Source organism: Paenibacillus pabuli NBRC 13638 (assembly GCF_001514495.1).
Classification (GTDB): Bacteria; Bacillota; Bacilli; order Paenibacillales; family Paenibacillaceae; genus Paenibacillus; species Paenibacillus pabuli.
In genome coordinates this window covers 75071-94283 of record NZ_BCNM01000018.1, presented here as the reverse complement: position 1 = coordinate 94283, position 19213 = coordinate 75071, and the positions used below count along the sequence as shown (strand labels likewise).

At 47.8% G+C, this 19213-nt stretch carries 22 protein-coding genes; 16 read left to right on the top strand and 6 right to left on the bottom strand.

Translation table 11 applies throughout. The annotated features are described in order from the left end of the window. Nucleotides 1-12 precede the first annotated feature (12 nt). The 3 genes from PPA03S_RS22735 (at nt 13) to PPA03S_RS22725 (ending at nt 3138) form a co-directional block, all read left to right on the top strand. Complete coding sequence (locus PPA03S_RS22735) at nt 13-435, top strand: universal stress protein (RefSeq protein ID WP_062326264.1); 423 nt, start codon at nt 13-15, stop codon at nt 433-435. A gap of 89 nt (nt 436-524) precedes the next feature. After that, nucleotides 525-1949: an aldehyde dehydrogenase family protein gene (locus PPA03S_RS22730; RefSeq protein WP_062326263.1), complete on the top strand. Its 1425-nt coding sequence runs from the start codon at nt 525-527 to the stop codon at nt 1947-1949. A gap of 367 nt (nt 1950-2316) precedes the next feature. Continuing rightward, entirely contained in the window at nt 2317-3138 is an 822-nt protein-coding gene (locus PPA03S_RS22725; protein WP_062326262.1) for a MerR family transcriptional regulator, read from the top strand. A 156-nt stretch (nt 3139-3294) separates the two neighbouring features. Here the strand turns inward: PPA03S_RS22725 and msrC are convergent, their stop codons facing one another. Then, the gene (gene msrC, locus PPA03S_RS22720; protein WP_062326261.1) at nt 3295-3783 is read right to left on the bottom strand and encodes a free L-methionine (R)-S-oxide reductase MsrC; all 489 of its coding nucleotides are present in this window, start codon (nt 3781-3783) and stop codon (nt 3295-3297) included. Between the two features lie 185 nt (nt 3784-3968). Here msrC and PPA03S_RS22715 point away from each other — a divergent pair, with 185 nt between their 5' ends. From PPA03S_RS22715 to PPA03S_RS22695, 6 genes are all read left to right on the top strand, one after another. Then, on the top strand, nt 3969-4265 hold the full coding sequence (locus PPA03S_RS22715) for a hypothetical protein (protein WP_062326260.1): 297 nt from the start codon (nt 3969-3971) through the stop codon (nt 4263-4265). A gap of 2 nt (nt 4266-4267) precedes the next feature. Continuing rightward, the gene (locus PPA03S_RS33410) at nt 4268-4411 is read left to right on the top strand and encodes a hypothetical protein (protein ID WP_167666086.1); all 144 of its coding nucleotides are present in this window, start codon (nt 4268-4270) and stop codon (nt 4409-4411) included. A 54-nt stretch (nt 4412-4465) separates the two neighbouring features. Next, the gene (locus tag PPA03S_RS22710) at nt 4466-5038 is read left to right on the top strand and encodes a GNAT family N-acetyltransferase (RefSeq protein WP_062326323.1); all 573 of its coding nucleotides are present in this window, start codon (nt 4466-4468) and stop codon (nt 5036-5038) included. Between the two features lie 63 nt (nt 5039-5101). Then, entirely contained in the window at nt 5102-6610 is a 1509-nt protein-coding gene (locus PPA03S_RS22705) for an MDR family MFS transporter (protein WP_082704280.1), read from the top strand. A gap of 130 nt (nt 6611-6740) precedes the next feature. Then, nucleotides 6741-7235: a hypothetical protein gene (locus tag PPA03S_RS22700; RefSeq protein ID WP_157284326.1), complete on the top strand. Its 495-nt coding sequence runs from the start codon at nt 6741-6743 to the stop codon at nt 7233-7235. 26 nt (nt 7236-7261) lie between these two features. After that, nucleotides 7262-7447, top strand: coding sequence for a hypothetical protein (locus PPA03S_RS22695; protein ID WP_139295705.1), 186 nt, complete (start codon nt 7262-7264; stop codon nt 7445-7447). 80 nt (nt 7448-7527) lie between these two features. Here the strand turns inward: PPA03S_RS22695 and PPA03S_RS22690 are convergent, their stop codons facing one another. Further along, nucleotides 7528-7989, bottom strand: coding sequence for a MarR family winged helix-turn-helix transcriptional regulator (locus PPA03S_RS22690; protein WP_062326256.1), 462 nt, complete (start codon nt 7987-7989; stop codon nt 7528-7530). Between the two features lie 318 nt (nt 7990-8307). Here PPA03S_RS22690 and PPA03S_RS22685 point away from each other — a divergent pair, with 318 nt between their 5' ends. Next, nucleotides 8308-9639: an MFS transporter gene (locus PPA03S_RS22685; RefSeq protein WP_062326255.1), complete on the top strand. Its 1332-nt coding sequence runs from the start codon at nt 8308-8310 to the stop codon at nt 9637-9639. A 123-nt stretch (nt 9640-9762) separates the two neighbouring features. Here PPA03S_RS22685 and PPA03S_RS22680 read toward each other — a convergent pair whose 3' ends face one another. Continuing rightward, nucleotides 9763-10155, bottom strand: coding sequence for a type II toxin-antitoxin system death-on-curing family toxin (locus PPA03S_RS22680; RefSeq protein WP_062326254.1), 393 nt, complete (start codon nt 10153-10155; stop codon nt 9763-9765). 2 nt (nt 10156-10157) lie between these two features. After that, nucleotides 10158-10451 carry an AbrB/MazE/SpoVT family DNA-binding domain-containing protein gene (locus tag PPA03S_RS22675; protein ID WP_062326253.1) on the bottom strand — a complete coding sequence of 98 codons (294 nt, stop codon included), beginning with the start codon at nt 10449-10451 and terminating at the stop codon, nt 10158-10160. A 204-nt stretch (nt 10452-10655) separates the two neighbouring features. On the opposite strand from PPA03S_RS22675, the gene PPA03S_RS22670 reads away from it, so the two are divergent. From PPA03S_RS22670 to PPA03S_RS22660, 3 genes are all read left to right on the top strand, one after another. Continuing rightward, entirely contained in the window at nt 10656-11393 is a 738-nt protein-coding gene (locus PPA03S_RS22670) for an ABC transporter ATP-binding protein (protein WP_062326252.1), read from the top strand. A 20-nt stretch (nt 11394-11413) separates the two neighbouring features. After that, the gene (locus tag PPA03S_RS22665; RefSeq protein WP_062326251.1) at nt 11414-12664 is read left to right on the top strand and encodes an ABC transporter permease; all 1251 of its coding nucleotides are present in this window, start codon (nt 11414-11416) and stop codon (nt 12662-12664) included. 115 nt (nt 12665-12779) lie between these two features. Then, nucleotides 12780-13163 (top strand): hypothetical protein, encoded by a 384-nt coding sequence (locus PPA03S_RS22660; RefSeq protein ID WP_062326250.1) that lies wholly within the window; start codon nt 12780-12782, stop codon nt 13161-13163. A 170-nt stretch (nt 13164-13333) separates the two neighbouring features. On the opposite strand, the gene PPA03S_RS22655 is transcribed toward PPA03S_RS22660, so the two are convergent. Then, nucleotides 13334-14602, bottom strand: coding sequence for a BaiN/RdsA family NAD(P)/FAD-dependent oxidoreductase (locus PPA03S_RS22655; protein WP_062326249.1), 1269 nt, complete (start codon nt 14600-14602; stop codon nt 13334-13336). Between the two features lie 301 nt (nt 14603-14903). On the opposite strand from PPA03S_RS22655, the gene PPA03S_RS22650 reads away from it, so the two are divergent. The 3 genes from PPA03S_RS22650 to nadE all read left to right on the top strand — a co-directional run bounded on the left by PPA03S_RS22650 (nt 14904) and on the right by nadE (nt 18160). Continuing rightward, a complete protein-coding gene (locus PPA03S_RS22650) occupies nt 14904-16598 on the top strand; it encodes an ATP-binding protein (RefSeq protein WP_062326248.1) in 1695 nt (564 codons plus the stop codon). Nucleotides 16599-16767: 169 nt separating this feature from the next. Then, a complete protein-coding gene (locus PPA03S_RS22645; RefSeq protein WP_062326247.1) occupies nt 16768-17202 on the top strand; it encodes a BrxA/BrxB family bacilliredoxin in 435 nt (144 codons plus the stop codon). Nucleotides 17203-17350: 148 nt separating this feature from the next. Next, nucleotides 17351-18160 carry an NAD(+) synthase gene (gene nadE / locus PPA03S_RS22640; protein WP_062326246.1) on the top strand — a complete coding sequence of 270 codons (810 nt, stop codon included), beginning with the start codon at nt 17351-17353 and terminating at the stop codon, nt 18158-18160. A gap of 108 nt (nt 18161-18268) precedes the next feature. Here the strand turns inward: nadE and PPA03S_RS22635 are convergent, their stop codons facing one another. After that, nucleotides 18269-19084 carry an alpha/beta hydrolase family protein gene (locus PPA03S_RS22635; protein WP_062326245.1) on the bottom strand — a complete coding sequence of 272 codons (816 nt, stop codon included), beginning with the start codon at nt 19082-19084 and terminating at the stop codon, nt 18269-18271. Nucleotides 19085-19213 lie beyond the last annotated feature (129 nt).

Genomic DNA, 19213 nt, shown 5'->3' with positions numbered 1-19213 from the left:
GAGGAATGGAAAATGTTGAAACAAATTTTGGTTGCTGTTGATGGGTCGGAACATGCACATAAGGCGCTGGAGCAAGCGGTTGTTCTGGCAGAAAGTTTGAAACAACCGGCTTCCCTAATAATTGTACATGTGAATCCTTCGGTCTCGCTGAATGAGCCCGCACTAGGCGTGGATCTGGAGGCACGGATCGCTGAAGAAGGGCAGCATATCATACAACCTGTTAATGATTTGTTAGCCGCTCGTTCTGTTCATTATGAAACTTTGCTGATTGCTGGAGATCCCGTGAATGAGATCTGCCGTGCAGCGAAGGATAGAAACTGTGATCTCATTGTAATGGGGGCGGCCGGGAAAAGCATGCTCGCTGAAATCGTCGTGGGCAGTGTCAGCCACGGCGTCCTGAAACATGCAGGTTGTCCGGTCCTGACCGTTAAATAAAAGATATGGCTTGTGTGGATGGTGCTAAAGTAGTGTATAAATAGGTATGGGAAAACGCTGCGGTAAACATGAATGGGGGATGAGGTTAAATGAAAAAACAACATCTGTTCATCGGGGGCAAGCCCACCGAATCAGTAGACTATATAACACTTCAGGCACCGTACTCGAAAGAAACACTGGCAGAAGTATCCTCGGCGTCAGCTGAGGAAGTCCAATCAGCGATTGCCGCCGCTGTTCAGGCGGGCAAAGAGATGCGCAGAATGCCTGCCTATCAGCGTGCAGACATCCTTTATAAGCTGTCCGCCCTGCTGGAAGAACGGAAGGAAGAAGCGGCACGGATCATTGCGCTGGAGGCGGCAAAGCCGATTACGGCGGCACTCGCCGAGGTTGATCGTACGGTGGAAACGTATCGTTTCGCCGCAGAGGAAGCCAAGCGGCTCACTGGAGAGACTGTTCCCATGGACGCAGCCAAAGGCGGAGAGGGACGCATGGGGTATACGATGCGACAGCCCTTGGGCGTTATCGGAGCCATTACACCGTTTAATTTTCCAATGAATCTGGTGGCTCACAAGGTGGGCCCGGCGCTGGCAGCAGGTAATACGATTGTACTGAAGCCTGCGGAGCAGACGCCGCTGTCTTCCTATTATATCGCCAATTTGCTCCAGGAGGCCGGATTACCGGATGGCGCATTGAATGTGGTGAGCGGTGACGGCAAAACGATTGGTGACGTGCTTGTAGAGCATCCCGATATGGCTCATATTACATTTACAGGCAGCCCTGCTGTAGGCCGAAGCATTCGCAGCAAAGCCGGATTGAAACGGGTAACATTGGAGCTAGGGTCCAATGCGGCAGTTATTATAGACGCAGATGCCAATTTTGACAAGGTGGTCCCAAGATGTGTGACCGGGGCTTTTACTTACCAAGGTCAGGTATGTATCTCGCTGCAGCGGATTTATGTGCACAGCGAGATTGCGGACGAGTTTATTCGCCGCTTCGCTGAAGCGGCAAAACAAGTTGTGGTAGGAGACCCGCTGAACCCGGATACTGTCGTCTCTGCGCTCATTACATCCAAAGACGTACAGCGTACACTCGATTGGATTGCTGAAGCGAAGCAGGCAGGCGCTGAAGTTGCAGCAGGTGGTGAGGCTGAGGGAGGCGTCTTGCATCCAACGGTGCTGGTTAATGTTCCACGGGATGCCAAGGTATCTTGTCAGGAGGTATTCGCCCCCATCGTCGTGATTAATACGGTGGAATCGGTTGATGAAGGCATTGAGCATGTAAATGATTCGATGTATGGGCTTCAGGCGGGTGTGTTCACGAATGATATTCGTACGGCATTGCATGCAGCAGATCATATCGAAGCAGGCGGCGTAATGATTAATGATATCCCCACGTTCCGTGTAGACCATATGCCTTATGGCGGCGTGAAGCAGAGTGGGATGGGACGTGAAGGTGTTAAATATGCTTTAGAGGAAATGACGGAATTGAAGTTTGTCATGTTTAACAAGAACTGAAGACATGTTTAGGACGAGTGGACATTTGAGGTGAAAACAAAATAGGTTATCCTGTACCCAAGTTATTGGGTGCAGGATTTTTTTGCTTTTCTGCATCAGTCCATTCCCGTAAAAAATACATAGTCTTTCTTCTATGACCCGGGGTTCACATCTGATGAGAAGGGTATAAATACTTATCATACCGCAAATCTACCCATCAGATGCCGTTCATGTCACCGAAGCATTGTGTATCCATCCAGAGAAATGAACGGGAATGTGGAGTACAGAATGGTTGAACGTTTTATAATCCCACACTCGAATTTAAATACAATGCAGTATGATCAAGCCTGAACGAGAAAGTTACAGGCCAGTCAGGAGGTGTATTCAAATGGCATATTCCATGGTTGATGTATCCGGGATGTCCGGCGTAAGTCTGAGTGAATTGGGACAGTACGCAGAGACGGGTCTGCTGAATCCTGCCTTCGTAGGTCAAGATGAAGACATCTACTATGAAAAACCGGAGTTGTTGAGGCTGCAGCAGATTCTCTTCTGTAAAGAAGTAGGCATGGAGGAAGAAGAGATCAGACCGATGCTCAGGGACAATCCCCGAGACATGATTCGTATCATGCAGCAGCATCGGATTGAGATGCTGGAGAAGGCACTTCATTTGCATGGATTGATTCAGACACTGGACAAAACCATCTCCTATTTACGTGGCGAGCAGGAACTGAATGAGGATGAACTGTATGCTGGGTTTTCGAATAAGGGGCGTCATCGGCTTTTGAATGAAGCAACCTCTGATCATGCAACCAAGAACTTTTCTGAACAGATGCAGACAGAGGGCAATCAGAAATACAACGCTATTTCCTCTTCCGCGAAGCAGGCAACCTCCCTGTCTGAGGGTCAGGAGATGAAGTCGAAGGAAGATTTTCTCGACTCCCAGGCGAAGATTGACCGAATTCATCTGGATTTGCAGAGCGCTATCGAGAATGGATTACAACCCGGAAGCTCGGAAGTGCAGCAGATTATTGGCAGACATCTCGAATGGATCAAGGATTATTACACCCCGACGGCAGAGATCTACCGGGATCTGGGCAATCTGTACGTCGAGCACAAAAATTTTCGCCAGATGTATGATGGATACCACCCCAAGTTGGCCGAGTTTTTACGAGACGGGATGATGATCAAGGCGGAACAGGAATTATCCTAGCTGCATACAGTATCCTGGGCGAGCAGAACATGGGTGTGAAGAAAATAATCACAACAAAGAGCGCAGAACCTCAAGGAGGAGTGCGCTCTTTGTTAGTGCATATCATTGCAGGGCTGGGGAATTCCCCATCAGCCTTATGACCCGTACTTCATGCAGTTAGGATAATTCCAGCTGCTCTGTAATCAGGCTTACCGCCTTTTCCAGGAAGACACGGTCTTCATCGTCAAAACGGTTCTTGAGCGGGCTGTCGATATCGAGCACGCCGTACAATTCGCCGTTTTTGATAATCGGCACAACGATTTCGCTGTTCGATGCGGCATCACAGGCGATATGGCCTGGAAAGGCATGAACATCTTCAACGACCATCGTACGTCTTTCCGCAGCAGATGTGCCGCATACACCGCGTCCCAGCGGAATACGGATGCAGGCAGGCAACCCCTGGAAGGGACCGAGTACAAGTTCTTTTCCATCATACAGATAGAAGCCGACCCAGTTGGTATCGGTCAAAAATACATTGAGCAGCGCCGCAGCGTTTGCCAGATTGGCAATGGCGCTAGGTTCATCGCGGATCAGAGCACTTAACTGTCCCAGGACGGCGGTGTGCTGCTCGCTTCGTGTTCCTTCATAGGAAACAGCTTGAAACATGGTAAATCACCCTCCCGAGCAAAAATGGTACTTATTTTCAAGATAGTGCAGAGCCTGCGGTTAGTCAAGCGGAGGATTTCGGAAAAGGAGGCCAATCCGTGAGTACCCTCCTGTTTCTCATCTTCCTGCCTGGGGTAATTACTTAGCAATCACGAAGGGCTACAACCCGGGAAGGAGCTTGGCTTATGCATGCAGAGGTACAGAATCTTTTTGTACGAATTCATCTTCTATATTTCGCTCAGAATCAGGACTTAACCATTGGCGACGCGCTGCCTCTATTGGAAGAACGGGGATATCGCGTTGGGGAGCGGGAGATCAAGCAAGAGCTTGAGCACCTGACACAGGAGAACTTCCTGACTGCCCATGGAGATCAATGGAGCCTCACAGGGACAGGCATAGAGGAGTTTAAAGAAATCATAGCTGTCTTTGGCCGCGTAAGCGAGGAATTACTTGCCACTGACAAGAAAACGTCTACAGTCTGAACTTGAAATTGGACAGGCATGCCCGGGCATACTTTCAAAAATGGAAGGATTCATACGTAACAACAAGACCGGGAGCGGAAGCGGCCCGGTTTTTTGACGTGATTATGATGACTGAACAGTTGCCAATCGGTGCAGGTTATGGTTAGATGGCTATTGAATCTTATGGTCTCAGAGATGGATCGGATCGGAGTGTCTTTTTCATGTATAAATGCAAAGGGAGAATTCCCGAACTAGAGACAGGGCGTCTGCGCCTGCGCAAAATGCGTCGTCGGGACGCGGCCCAGATGTTTGCCTGCTGGTCAGACAGGGACGTGACCCGTTATATGAATTTGGCGCCCATGATGGGGACAAGCGAAGCGGCGGATATGATTGGGCTGCTGAACCATATGGCAGGAGAGGAGGAGGCGATTCGCTGGGGAATCGAACTCAAGGAGACGGGACGGCTTATTGGCAGCTGTGGTTATAACACATGGCAGCTCGAAGGTGCATTCCGGGGTGAAATCGGATATGAGTTGGGTCGTGAACATTGGCGTCACGGGTACATGACGGAGGCATTTTCGGTCATGCTGCCCTTCGGATATGAAACGATGGGTCTCAATCGGATCGAGGCGCTCGTAGATCCGCGTAATTTGGCTTCTGGAGAGTTCCTGACGAACCAGGGATTCACGCAGGAAGGTCTGCTGCGTCAGGTGCAGCATACGTCAACCGGATACAAAGATATGGTGATGTATTCCCTGTTGTACGATGAGTTTTTGCGCAAGAGAGATGTGTAAATCAATGTTCCAATGATATAGAGAATTGAAGAGAGAAGGGTTTGTGTGAATGCAACCGGAGGTTTGAAACGCAGCTTCATCTTGGCAGGATTGTTGCTGGCAACCTTTTTGTCAGCGATTGAAGGCACGGTGATTGGTCCGGCCGGACCAACCATCGTTAGTGAATTGGGTAGTGTGCAGCTTCTCAGCTGGATCTTTACTGCTTATCTGCTGACGATGGCAGTGAGTACGCCGATCTTTGGCAAAATCAGTGACCTGTACGGGCGTAAGCCGGTATTTCTGATTGGCTGTGCCTTATTTATACTGGGTTCACTCCTGTGCTGCCTTTCGCAGAACATGGAGCAGTTGATTATTTTCCGCGCGATTCAAGGGATTGGTGCCGGTGCGGTTGTACCGGTTACGTTTACGATTATTGGGGACATCTACCGTATTGAAGAACGAGGCAAAATACAAGGTTGGATCAGTTCGGTGTGGGGCATTTCATCTCTGGCCGGACCGCTGCTGGGCGGTTACTTTGTAGATAATCTGGGCTGGCAGTGGATCTTTGGATTCAATGTGCCGTTCGGGCTGCTGGCCATGTGGTTTGTGTTTCGTTATTTGAAGGAAGAAATGTCTCCTCGTACGGCCAAAATTGACTATATGGGTGCATTGACCTTTACCGTTGGTATTACAGCATTGCTCTTTGTATTGTCCGCGGGTGGACAGTATTATGCCTGGGGTTCTCCGATTATAGTGGGACTGAGCATTGTGGCAGTAGTCTTTATGATTTTATTTTTTGTGGTGGAAAAAAGGGCTCAAGCCCCGATGGTTCCTCTCCATCTGTTCCGTATTCAGGACATTCGGGTGGCGAATATCGCCGGGCTGTTAACCAGTACCCTGATGATTGGCCTAACGAGTTATTTGCCACTGTGGGTTCAGGGGGTTCGGGGCGGTAATGCGACTGAATCGGGGCTGCTGCTTGCACCAATGTCGGTTGGCTGGCTGATCGGTAGTGTACTTGCCGGCCGTCTGTTAATGAAGATTGGATCACGCTTAACCGCAGTGATTGGATTAACCGGAATCGCCATAGGATCGGGAGGACTCTTCCTGGTCGGTGGAACGTCGCCTCAGGCGGTGCTGTTTATACTGACCTTTATTTACGGACTCGGCTTTGGATTTGCTTTTACCATATTCACCATTATTGCACAGTCCTCGGTCGGATATAAGGAACGTGGATCTTCCACGGCGCTGCATACCTTCATGCGTACGCTGGGACAGACCATCGGTGCGGCAGCGTTTGGTACGTGGTTGAATTACCGTATTTCAACGTTGTCGGACGAGCAGCATCTTGCAGATGCAGGCATCTCGGAAGGTGATCTGAATCAGCTGCTTGCTCCGCATACAGAAGCAGCGCTGTCGGATGACAAATGGGCGCTTCTGCGTAACGTATTGGAAGGAAGTCTGCACTCCTTGTTTGTCATCATGTTTGTCATTGCCATAATCTCATGGGTAACGACACTGGCCTTGCGCAAACGGCTAATCGTTCCTGAGAATGCCGATGCTCCGCCGCAAACCCAGGCTTCCGGGCAGTAACGTAGTATGACTATTAAGAGAATCTTACTTCATTAACGATGTGAAGAGAATCAAGGCAGCTGTTCCTTGGCTGCTTTTTTGGTTTATAATTTTCTAAAGGGGAGTCACCAATAAAGGGGGGTGAGTTGAGATGAGAAATCAATGGATAAGATCCGTCTGGTTAGTCCCTATCCCAATCAAATTTCTAGCAGCCATACTAACCAGCACTTCGCTTTCTCTGATTATCGGGATCATGGAGTACGTCCCCTTGGCGGAACGAGCGGAACATACATATTACTATCCCTTCTGGTATACATTGATCATAAGCATTCTGATCAGCTCGGCTATTCTTCTGTTTCTGATTCTGCCTTTATCGTTATTCGCGGATCATATGCTTGCTTCCCGAAAAATGAATGGACGTGTAACGAAAGCGACCTTTGCAATCTTAACGTATTTGCTTCTTGGAGTGGGGAGTGGAGTACTGTTCTCCATCTTTGTATTCAAGTTGGATGCCTTTGAGTATACCGCTCAATATCCGTACATCATGGTAATGACCTTCGTTTTTCTGTTATGGCAATTAGGGTTAAGCGGGCTATTAAGCAGAGTCCGTAATAAGAACAGACCAGCTAGCGTTATGGATAAATAGTCAGCACATGCTGAATGGAGGCCTGGATGATGTTTCCCAATAATCTGAATTCGTCCAAGGAAGATGAAGCCAAAAGCAAATACGAAGAGACTCAAAGGGAGATTGAGGGTCACAGCCGCTCAGGTCTGTCCAGTTACATTGTCGATTTGCTGATTGCAGGTGGATTGGTCGTCGCTGTCCTCACGGTGTTGATGTGGATTCTGTATCTTTGATTAACAAATAGGAATAACCGGTACCGCCTTTATAGGCGAACCGGTTATTTTTAGTTTGGATCAGATGATATGATCTGGCTTTAGCCGTTTGCGGATAAACGATCCGCGCCGAGTGCAAGCCTTTCCAACAGCTCAGAGAGGAGCGTTTTGTCATCCTCACTTAGGCCGCTGACCGCACGATCTATTTTGTGTGCGTAGCCTGGATAGATGTCATCCATCGTACGTTGGCCTTCTTCGGTCAATTCTACGAAAATAATGCGTCTGTCCTGCGGACAATGTTTTCGATGTAAAAGTCCTTTTTGCTCCAGCTTATCAATGACATAGGTGACATTCCCGCTTTGCAGCAGAAGCTGTGCACCGACTTGTTGAATGGGCTGTGCTCCTTTCATATATAACACTTCGAGCACCCCGTAAGCGGTGGGGTTGAAGCCGTGCACTTTGCTTCCGGATACAGCGTGTTCATTCACGCTCTTGAATGTCTGGGCCAAGGTGCGGTACAGATGAAGAGAACGTTCGGTTCCGATTTCCTGTAATTCCAGCATGCTGATCCCGCCTTTTCAGATTATTGGAGTTGATGTGAATTTACATTTGACGATTCAGAGGTTCGCCATACTTTTATTGTAAGTGTCTGTTTGCACGAAAAACATGCGATATGTCACAAGATTTGCATTTTTAGCAATTAAAATTTAATCATTTTCCAACTTGTCAGTGTACATAGAAAGTTTCATTTTAAAATAAGTACTGGAAAAATCATCCGGAAGGCGCCGCTTCTTCTCCGTCTCTGGCAGGAGGTGAGGGTACAGCCTGCTCTCTATAATGAGTTCATATGATGAATGAGTTGAGGGCGGAGGAGCAAAAAAATGACAAACGAATTAACGGTTCAGGTGCCAAGGTCTCTGAAGTACAATCGATCCTTTGTAACATTAATGACTGCGCAGGCCATCTCCAATCTGGGAGACTGGCTGCATCTGCTGGCGATCCTTACGCTGGTGGGCATTCGCTGGAATGCTACGCCGTGGGAGATTACGTTCACGACGCTGTGTGCAGCATTGCCTGTCTTGCTTACAGGGCCATTTGCAGGGGCGCTCGCAGATCGGGTTAATCGGAAGTGGCTGATGATTGCTGCCGACGGTGCACGAATTGTGATCGTTGGAGGGTTCATTTTTGCCGATCAAATCTGGCATGTCTATGTACTGCTTATTCTCAAGTCCTTGTTCGATGTGGTGTTCTCGCCCGCCAAGAACGGCAAGCTTAAGGAGATTGTACCGCAGGAGCAATTGGGGCAGGCAGTGTCCATCAGCTCGGTGATCGAACAGATGTCCAAAATTATCGGCCCGGCTCTTGGCGGGCTGCTGGTTGCAGCTTTTGGGATTACCTGGTGTTTCGTATTGGATTCCGCGTCTTTTCTAATCTCAGGGATTATTTTGCTGTGGATTCCTGGAGCACGGATGATCCAATCCGCGAGTCAGAACGTAGAACATGTAAGGAAAGAGACAGCAGGTGTTGCTCCATCAGGTGAACAAGCTGCGTTTTTGAAAGATACGATGGAGGGCATCCGCATGCTCGCTTCTCTTCCTCAGGTGGGGACTTCCCTGATCCTGCTTGCTTCGGCTATTCTGTTTCTGCAATTTGCCGATTCACAGACGGTGGTCCTGTTTAGACAGCTTCCGGGTATTTCAAGTGATCTGCTCGGATGGTGCGTGGCGGCCAGCGGTGTGGGAACGTTAATTGCGGCAATGAGCGTCCAGAAGTGGAAAAAAGCAGGGCATGTGGTCAAGATGGGTCTTGGAACATCCATGATGGGTCTGGTCATTGGTGCAGCAGGCATGATTGTTGGGGTATGGCCGCATGCGGGGCTTGGAGCCACTTTACTGCTGATATCGTTATTTGCCCTGGCAGGTGTAGGTATTGGTTTCGCTATTGTACCGTTTCAAATTCTGCTTCAGGAGCAAACCCCTGAATCCATGACGGGGCGTGTGTTTGGCACGGTTGGCAGCATCATGACAGCCAGTAATATCATGGGTCCGGTGGTAGGTGGATTTCTGGTCACTTCATTCGGAGTGGTTCCGGCTTTTATCTGTTCAGGCATTTTGCTGACGTTGCTTGGCGTGATGCATGTAATGATTCGCAGGCAAAAAAGGAACAGCATGGACGGGAGTCTTGCAGCAAAGTCGATGGTTACCGGTGAGTGAAATGAGTTGGCAAATGCCCCTGTTTCAGAGGTGGGGAAAGGAAAAAATTATGAGATTTTCACTGTAATATAAAGAAGCAGGGGTCCCGGAGCCCCTGCTTCTTTCGTTTATTATAAAATGATGTTACCGCACGACTGAATGGTACTTTAATATATTTGCTATGCTTTCAAATGAGTGTTTGCCCTCTGCAATATTGACCATGAACTCCACTGCATATTGACGTTCCATTTGGAGATGGTAACCATTCAACATTAAAAACGATTTGGTTACGAGATACGCTGTCCGTTTGTTCCCATTATGAAAGCAGTGATTTTTAACTAAGGACTCTAATATAGCACTAGCTTTATCAAATAAAGAAGGATAGGCATCTTTTCCAAACAAAGTTTGTTGGGGTCTATTTACAGCAGAGTCCAACAAAGAATAGTTCTTCACTCCAGCTTGTGCTGTGTCATTCATCCTCTTCATCATAAAATAATGAGCGGCTACCACTTCTTCTATTGATAGGAATATGATCATGATTAACGATCTCTTAAATCCTGGAGGATGCCCTCATCCTCTTCAAAAACATCAAAAAAAGCTTCCAGTACTTCAGGTCTTACATTTTCAGGTGTTTTCAACTGTCTAACTTTTTTGAGTATAATCTCACCTTGACTGTTCTCAATAAATTCAATCTCATCACCTTGTGACACATCGAGCTTATCGATCAAAACCTTTGGCAAGCTAACGCCTAAGCTATTACCCATTTTACCTATCTTACGAGATAAAATTTTCTTCTTAAAATGGTCCTCTTTCATTTGGGCCCCACCATTCATAGTATGTTCCTCCTATAGTATGATCCAACTTAAGAAATGAATACGTAAGTAAGTATAAATGTTAGTACGTTATAACATTATAACATGAATTCCAAATGTAAAATCACTATACAAAAGCTCAAAATGATCAAACAATTCCTCACGAACTCGATTACAATATCAATAGAATTAAACAAGCACCTGACAGGGCAGGGAGTGAATGAGATGGAAATCAAAAACGAAAACGAAGATACAGCTGCACAGGGGTCCATATTGGACGTACATATTACGGAAGCGGGATATGCGGCGGGGGAATCGACAATACGAAATATCCGGCTCCATGTGTCGCCTGGGGAACTTGTGGGCATTATCGGACCGAACGGAGCCGGTAAAAGCACCACCATCAAAACGTTGCTTGGCCTGCTGGAGCATGCCCAGTACGACGTAACCATTGGAGGAGACGGACGTTATGCCTATATCCCCGAACAACCTGTTTTTTACGAATATATGACGCTGTGGGAACATCTCGATCTGGCTGCAGCTGCTTATGAGATGGAGGAAGACATCTTCATAACCAGAGCGGAGGAGCTGCTGGTTCGTTTCGGAATGGACCACGTCCGCAACGATCTTCCGGCCAGTTTTTCCAAAGGCATGCGGCAGAAAATGATGCTGATGATCGGTTTTCTGTCCTCGCCGGATGTATATATTGTGGACGAGCCTTTCATCGGGCTGGACCCGCGGGCAACCAAGGATTTTCTGAAATTGCTGGATGATGAACGCCGCCGCGGTGCAGGTGTGCTTATGTCCACGCATGTCCTGGATACTGCTGAGCGAATCTGTGATCGCTTTATACTCATCCACTCTGGGCGCTCTGCTGCCGAGGGAACGCTGGACGAAATTCGCGCAGCCGCAGATTTGCCGGCTGCCTCGTTATTTGATTGTTTTGATACACTGACATCCTGATCGGAAAGGGGGAAGAAGAGATGGAAACCTTCCAGCGATACACACCACTTGGTTTATACCGCCGCAGGCGCAGAGAGCACTTCAATGAACAGTTGAAAAACCTGAAACTGGTGGTCGATTGGACGGTATGGGTATACCTGCTTGTTCCCGGTCTGCTATATCTTGGCGGGTGGTATGTGAGTTTATGGACCAAACCGCTGCCCTCATGGGCAACCGGCCTAACGATGCCAACACTGACCGGGCTGATCGATATCGTTATATTAACAGGCGGTGTGCTGATATTTATAGAGGAAGCGGACGTGTTGTTCCTGAAGTCGAGACCACTTTGGATGCGAACATTGATGAGGCAGGGAATGTACCGGGCTTGTTGGCAGCATTTGGGTAAAATGATTGCGATTACAGCTCTGACCGCGCCATTATGGTCCAGGGTGTATGACATGTCTTTTATCCAGATTGCTGTGGTAGCAGTATGGTTCGGAGCCGTTGCCTCCGTTCAGGCCATCGTGCTGCATATGACGAAAGTGCGTTATACCGGGTGGAGACGCTGGGTTCGAATGATTCCTTTGGCGGTTGCCATGGGCATCATCACGATTGGGGCAACGTTCTGGATGCATGGACACATCTGGACACTGCTTGCAGGAATTGTGGCCGCAATCCTTCTTTTAATTACAGTTGGCCAGATGAGACTGACCATGAAGGGAACATTTGAAGGCGATGTTCGTGAGGATCTACGAGAAAGGTTAAAGCTCACGGCACTTTTACTGAGTCGATCAATAACTAAGCCAAAAGCACCGCGTACACGGACGATGATCTTTCGCAAACCGCGCAAGCTGCTGCGTAATCGCTCCATCGCTAATCGGACAGCAGAGACAGCATTCAAGGCATTTTTTCGGAACTCATCAACCATGAAGTTGTATTTGCAGCTTGGTAGCCTATCGATCGCTGCCGTAGCGCTGCCGCCTTTTCCGGTCAATGTAATTGTGTGTGTATTATTGATGATCATGCTGAGTGTACTCTTTTATCGTTCATGGGATGTATTTGCAACCTCCGATTATATTCAGCTCGTATCTTACGATAACGAGGCGTTGAATCGGGCAGCACAGACCATGGTAAGGATGCTGTTCGTACCACTGGGGATTCTGATGGGATTTTCATTGGGAGCAGCATGGTTGGGCTGGTTGGAGGGCATTGTTACAGCTGCTGCTGTCGTAGCATTCGGGCTATTCATTCTGTCTGTAACAGGTTGGGTTCGTTCCCTTCGATCCGATTGATTGATATTCTTCCTCGCATCATAGCATATCCGGTCGTGTAACTGACCATGCTATATAAGAGCGTATCTTTATTGTTTAAAAGTAAGGGACCAGCTCTATCAAGGAGGAAGAGATCATGTTGGAAGATCGTGAACTTCAGGTACATTTCTCGGACCATACAGCTATGCTTGCCGCGCAGGCGACACTGGAGGAACTGGGTTATAAGCCTTATCAATCAGGTCCTCTGGAATTGTACATTCCTACAGATCGTCAGGATCCGCAGTCTGCTGTGGAAATCGTACAATCCCATGGGGGGAGTGCGGTGTTTGCCTCTTCTGTAGAGGATTTGGATCAGTTTCAGAACATATCCATACCGGCTCATCTTGTGAACGAAGATTGGAATGAAGCATATACGAACGGAAGCCAGACAGAGAGCCCCGAACAGGGTCTGCATAACCGGGACGATGACCCGACATATGATGATGCGGTCGATGGATTTTCGGGCAGTGTCAAAGCATAAAGATAAGTTGCGTGATCACCTCGCTGCTTGTTTACGGTGTTATTGAATGAAGAGAAACATACATTTCAAAAAACCTCGAACATCACAGATAGTGTGATGTTCGAGGTTTTTTCATGTTCCTGCTGCGGAAGTATGCAACAAGAATAGTTAATCCAAAAGATATATTTGCATCATACACGTGCGTTTTTATACGCTGCTGCATGCATACCAGCCGTGTATCCTGTAGAGAAGGCAGCGGTAATATTATAGCCTCCTGTGTATCCGTGAATGTCCAAAACTTCACCGCAAAAGAATAGTCCGGGCAGCAGCTTGGATTCCATTGTTTTTGGGTATATCTCCTTTAAGTGGATTCCTCCGCCAGTTACAAAGGCTTCTTTGAGAGAGCGTGTTCCGTCTGCGCGAAAGGTAAAAGCCTTCATTAGGCCAACCAATGCAGTTAACAGGCCTTTGGGGAAATGGTGGAATGTGAGGTCTTCACTGATCTCCGCACGTTTCATTAATAATGGAATCATGCGTTCAGGAACCCATGTTTTCAGTATGTTTTTGACTGCTTTGCGGGATTCTTGTTCCAGCACCTGCTGAACCTGGTTTTCCAGTGCACCAGCAGACAGATCCGGGAACAGATCAATACTCATCGTGACCTGAGGGTTTCCTGATTTCATCTGTACCTTGCGAATGAACTGGCTGCAACGCAGTGCGATAGGTCCAGATACGCCAAAATGGGTGAAAATCATATCTCCGCGATGGGAGATGACCGATTTGCCTTTGGCATCTAAAACGGATAATCCAACATCGCGCAAGGACAAGCCCTGTAGTTCTTTGGATTGAATCCAGCTCTCGCCAGACACAATCGGTACTTCCGTCGGATAGAGCTCTGTAATTGTATGACCAGCAGCTTCCGCCCAAGGATAGCCATCTCCGGTTGATCCGGTTTGAGGAACGGATTTGCCCCCGGTAGCGATGATGACCGATCGTCCAAGCACCGTTGTGCCTGAAGCCAGCTTAACGCCCTGCACATGTTGCCCGTTTTGAATTAACTCCTTAACCGGCTGTTTGGTGCGGATCTCTACCCCAAGGGAAACGATTTTGCCTACCAATGCATCAACGACCGTTTTGGCTTTATCGGTGACCGGGAACATTCTCCCGTTATCCTCTTCTTTTAGGGCAATACCGAGATTCTCGAAGAAACGCATGATACCCTGATTGTCCAAATTCTGAAATGAACTATATAAAAAGCGTCCGTTGCCCGGAATATGTCTGATCAGTTCATCCGTCTCCTTGGCATTGGTCACATTACAGCGACCACCCCCAGAGATTCCGAGCTTGCGGCCGAGTTGATCTCCTTTATCCAACAGCAGCACGGAGGCTCCGTGCTCGGCAGCAGCCACACAAGCCATTAGGCCCGCCGATCCGCCGCCAATTACAATGACGTCATACATACATGATTACCCTCTTTTTTTATTAATTTTATCGGTATATCTTTAGTTGTATCCATTCTTGGGATTGAAAATGAATAATCTATATATAGGTTTGTATTTGTTGTTTCGTCTATATATTGTGGATTCAGGCCTTTATTATCGAATTATGCAGGATTATGTTTAAATGGTACATATTTTTGACCATTTATGGCAAATCGATCGTTCTATTATGCTGTCTTGAGGGATATATTGTAATATACTGTCGCCTATGTTTTAATCAGAAATACATAAGGGATGTGCAGGCGAGGAGGGAGATGGCATTGTGGTTGCGTTAAAGGACATTCTTTTACAGGTACTGCTTGCAGGATCTGCAGTATTCCTGATTCCCTTATTCCATCTAGGGCTCACCAGACAGGCTGCTGCCAAGTTGGAACGTGCTGGAATGACGCAGATCAGTTTGGCTGCAGCCAGCGTGGTAAGCATGTTGCTGTGTTTGCTTTTTGCCTACTATGCGAGTTCAGTGTCCGTTCCCATCTCCATGGGTATTGTACCTTTGACCCTCGTCATATTGTATTGCAAACCCCGCATCGGTGTCATGTTGTCTGTTCTCCACGTACTCTTCTATTTTCTCTTTGCGCATCCCTATAATCTGTTCGAATTTCTACTTCAAACGGGCATTCTTCTCTATCCTATTGTATGGTTGTCAGCCAAACGATTCAAGCATTATACACGTTCACGCAAAATGGGGACGATGATCGCGTTGATTTCGGCTGAATTGGCTGTAGCGAGTGTATTGTACATCCTATCGCTTGAAAGCCAATCCATGTTCTCCACCGTGCAGTGGGTAATGACATCGCTGGGGTACACGATCGGTGCAATCATAGCGGGCAGCCTTAGTATGCTCTGGATTGAACAGATGCATCATCATCGGGGACTTGAACAGCATCTATCCGAAGTTCATCACAGATACATAGCAGAAACGGAAAAGCTTAACCAGATTCTGAATGCCGTGCCTTTATCGATCGCCACCGTCGATAAGGAAGGGACCGTTCAGTTTGTCAACGACACCATGGAGCAAACGGCGCGGGATCAATTGCCCTGCACAACGACACCGGACCTGATTGGACATCCGGCAAGTCAGTTTGTCGAACAGGCTCAGGCAGACAAGATGGAAACCGGCATTCAAAAAGCCATCGTTCATGGTGAAGTGAGCGGACTGACCGTACGTTACGGCTCACATGTGTTCCAGTCCCGAACAGTGCCTCTCTATTCTTTTTCCAAAGAGTATCCACGAGAGGTCACAGGAGCCATGTTGATCATTCAGGATATCACTGAGCTTGAAATGCTGCGAAGTGAGCTTGATAATGTGGATCGCCTCAGTCTGGTGGGACAAATGGCTGCGAGTATTACCCATGAAGTAAGGAATCCGATGGCGGTTGTGCGTGGTTTTCTTCAATTAATGCAGGAGAAGAGCCCGCAGTCCCTGGATCATTATTACCGAATCGTTCTGGAAGAGCTGGATCGTGCCAACAGCATTATCAATGATTTTCTGTCATTGGCACAAAATCGGATTGCCGAGAAAGAAGAATCCCAGCTGCATGACATTATTCATGAATTAAGTCCATTGTTATGGGCGGATGCAAATTTGCGCGGTCAAAGTATCGAATTCAAGCTTGCTCATAATGTACCCAAGCTGCATCTGAATTCCAAAGAAATTAAGCAAGTCGTCCTTAATCTGGCCCGTAACGGCATGGAGGCCATGAATGAAAAGGGCATACTCACGCTGGAGACCCGGGTGGTGGACGACACTGTGGAGCTCTGTGTACGAGACACAGGGCCAGGTATTCCGCCAGGAAAACATGAGAAGCTATTCGAACCTTTTTTTACAACCAAGGCCAAAGGAACCGGATTGGGTCTATCCATGTGTCTGAGCATTGTGGAAAGGCATAACGGCCGTATCACTGTAGAATCGGAGGAGAATCAGGGGACGACGTTCAAGGTGACATTTCAACGCTGAGCTTTAAGCATGTTTTGCCAAGAATGAAGACATAATATTGAAAGAAGAAGCCTTTCCGCAGGCGGTGTCTGATCCTTGCTTTCATTGCTTAGGGATGTATAATAGGAGTAGCATAAAAGCATTTAATTTTTTAAATAATAGAACCTACATGTTTAAGGAGTGAAACTGAATGTCGATGTCATTTGATCAATACATGAAAGATATGGTTCAGCCGATGCGGGATGAGTTGACTCGTTTGGGAATTCAGGAGCTTCGTACGCCGGAAGAAGTTGAAGCAAGTTTGCCGGATGCGAAAGGTACTGCTCTGGTTGTCATTAACTCCGTCTGCGGATGTGCCGCAGGTCAGTGCCGCCCGGGTGTATCCCAGGCACTTCAGCACGATATTACACCAGACCACCTGTACACGGTATTTGCCGGTCAGGATAAGGAAGCCACCGCGAAAGCACGTGAATTCTTTGCACCGTATCCTCCATCTTCACCGTCCATCGCTTTGATGAAAGACGGAGAACTCGTTCACTTTATCGAGCGTCACCAAGTGGAAGACCGTTCTGCGGAGGAAATTGCGGCTGAGCTCACAACTGCGTTTGACCGTTACTGCCGTTAATCAGCTCTAACAGCGCCCCGCCCTTCGGATAACCGATGCCGGGGCGTTTCATTTTGGGTGGATAAGGTTATTGAACCATTCAGACCTGATTCAGACCTTTCAAAGTGGACATCAAATTTCATTCTTGTAGAAACGGGGTGTGTGAACGATGAGTTTGCAACAACAGATCATCGCTGAATTGAAGGTTAAACCAAGCATTAATGTAGAGGAGGAAGTGCGCAAACGCGTTGACTTTCTTAAAACGTATGTAAAGAACGCAGGTTCCAAAGGATTGCTGATTGCGATTAGTGGCGGCATAGACAGCGCTGTAGCTGCTGCACTCTGCAAAAAAGCGACGGACGAGCTGACTTCCGAGAATAACCAGGAATATAAGACGCTGGGTGTGTTCCAGCCTTACGGGGAGCAATCGGATATCAGCGATAGCTATGCTGTTGCGAAAGCCTTTGACCTGAAGCATGTCGTGGAAACAAACATTGAAGATGCTGTTAACGAGATTGCTCTTGAAGTGGAGCAAGGCTTCAAATCCATGGGCAGCCCGCGTCATATGACTCACCAGGGCAAAGGGAACGTGAAAGCGAGAACCCGCATGGTCATGCAATATGCTCTGTCTTTTGAGGAAAACCTGCTGGTAGTAGGTACCGATCATGCTTCCGAAGCCATTACGGGCTTTTACACCAAATGGGGTGACGGTGCTGTCGATATCACACCACTGAGCAGTCTGAACAAACGTCAGGTGCGTCAGCTGGCTGCCTATCTTAACGTACCGCAGTCCATTTTGGACAAAGCTCCTTCGGCGGGATTATGGGAAGGTCAGACGGATGAGGATGAACTGGGCATTTCGTATGAAGCGAATAGTGACTATCTGGAAGGCAAAACCATCGACCCGGCTGCTCAGGAACGTCTTGAAGCATTCTACAAGCGTACACATCACAAACGCAATGCCATTCCTGGCATCTAATAACGAAGCAGGCTTGTCAGCCAAGAATGGTTAAAGCCAGTATCTGAACAGGGTGAACAAGTAAAGAGTCACTGCATAAGCAGCGGCTCTTTTTGTTGTGCGACAATACTAGTACCTCCAAACCGCGATCTGACGAAGCGTTTCGGTGATGGCCTGTTCCAACTGCGGGGTCGTTTCCTGAAATGGATGTACTGTGTTAAAGGTATGATTTCCTCCAGCAATCTGATGCCAGGGAATATCCGATCGGACCCTTACAAGGGCAGCTGAACCGTCCCGCAGACGTTGACTATCCTCTGTTCCCTGAAAGAGTGCCACACGCAGAGATGAAGAAGCCAAGCGATCTATAATTGCGTAACGTTCTTTGTATTTGTCCAGATCTTCCAGGATAGATACGTCCAGGGGCATCTGCTGGTTTGTTCGTGCATTCGTGACATGGCTCCGCCCATGGGTGCGCATTTCTTCTTTTTGCTCCGGGGTGAAGAGATCCAGGTTTGTTACGCCATTCCAGGAGAGTACACCGGCGATCTGTTCTGGATGATCCAATGCATATACCAGACTGACTCCCGCACCACGACTATGTCCAATCAGATACACCGGCAGTCTTTTAAGCTCAAACTGTGTAGTTACGTATCCAAGCAATAGTGCCAAGTCCGCAAGCTCCCGACTGTACGTATTGACAGCAAACTTTTCGAGTTCTGAAAATGTTCCCAAATCTTCTCCAACACCGTTATGAGAGAAATTGAAGGTCAGGACGTGATGATCCTCGCTTAGTTGTGATGCAGCATAGGGAAACATGCCCCAGTCTTTGAAGCCTTTATATCCGTGGGCCAGAATAATGACCCCTTGAGCGGGTTGGCGGGCGAAAAAAGTATTTCCGCGAATGACACCATCTGCGTCTGTGGGCAATTCAAATGCTGTGGGCATAATTTCATACCTCCTATAATTTTTAATGGCTCTTACTCGTATTTTAACATAAATGGTAATACGGATAGGAGGCACTCGCTTCTGCGCGCGCCTCCTGCTACAATAGAATACGTGTTCGGAGAGTAACGG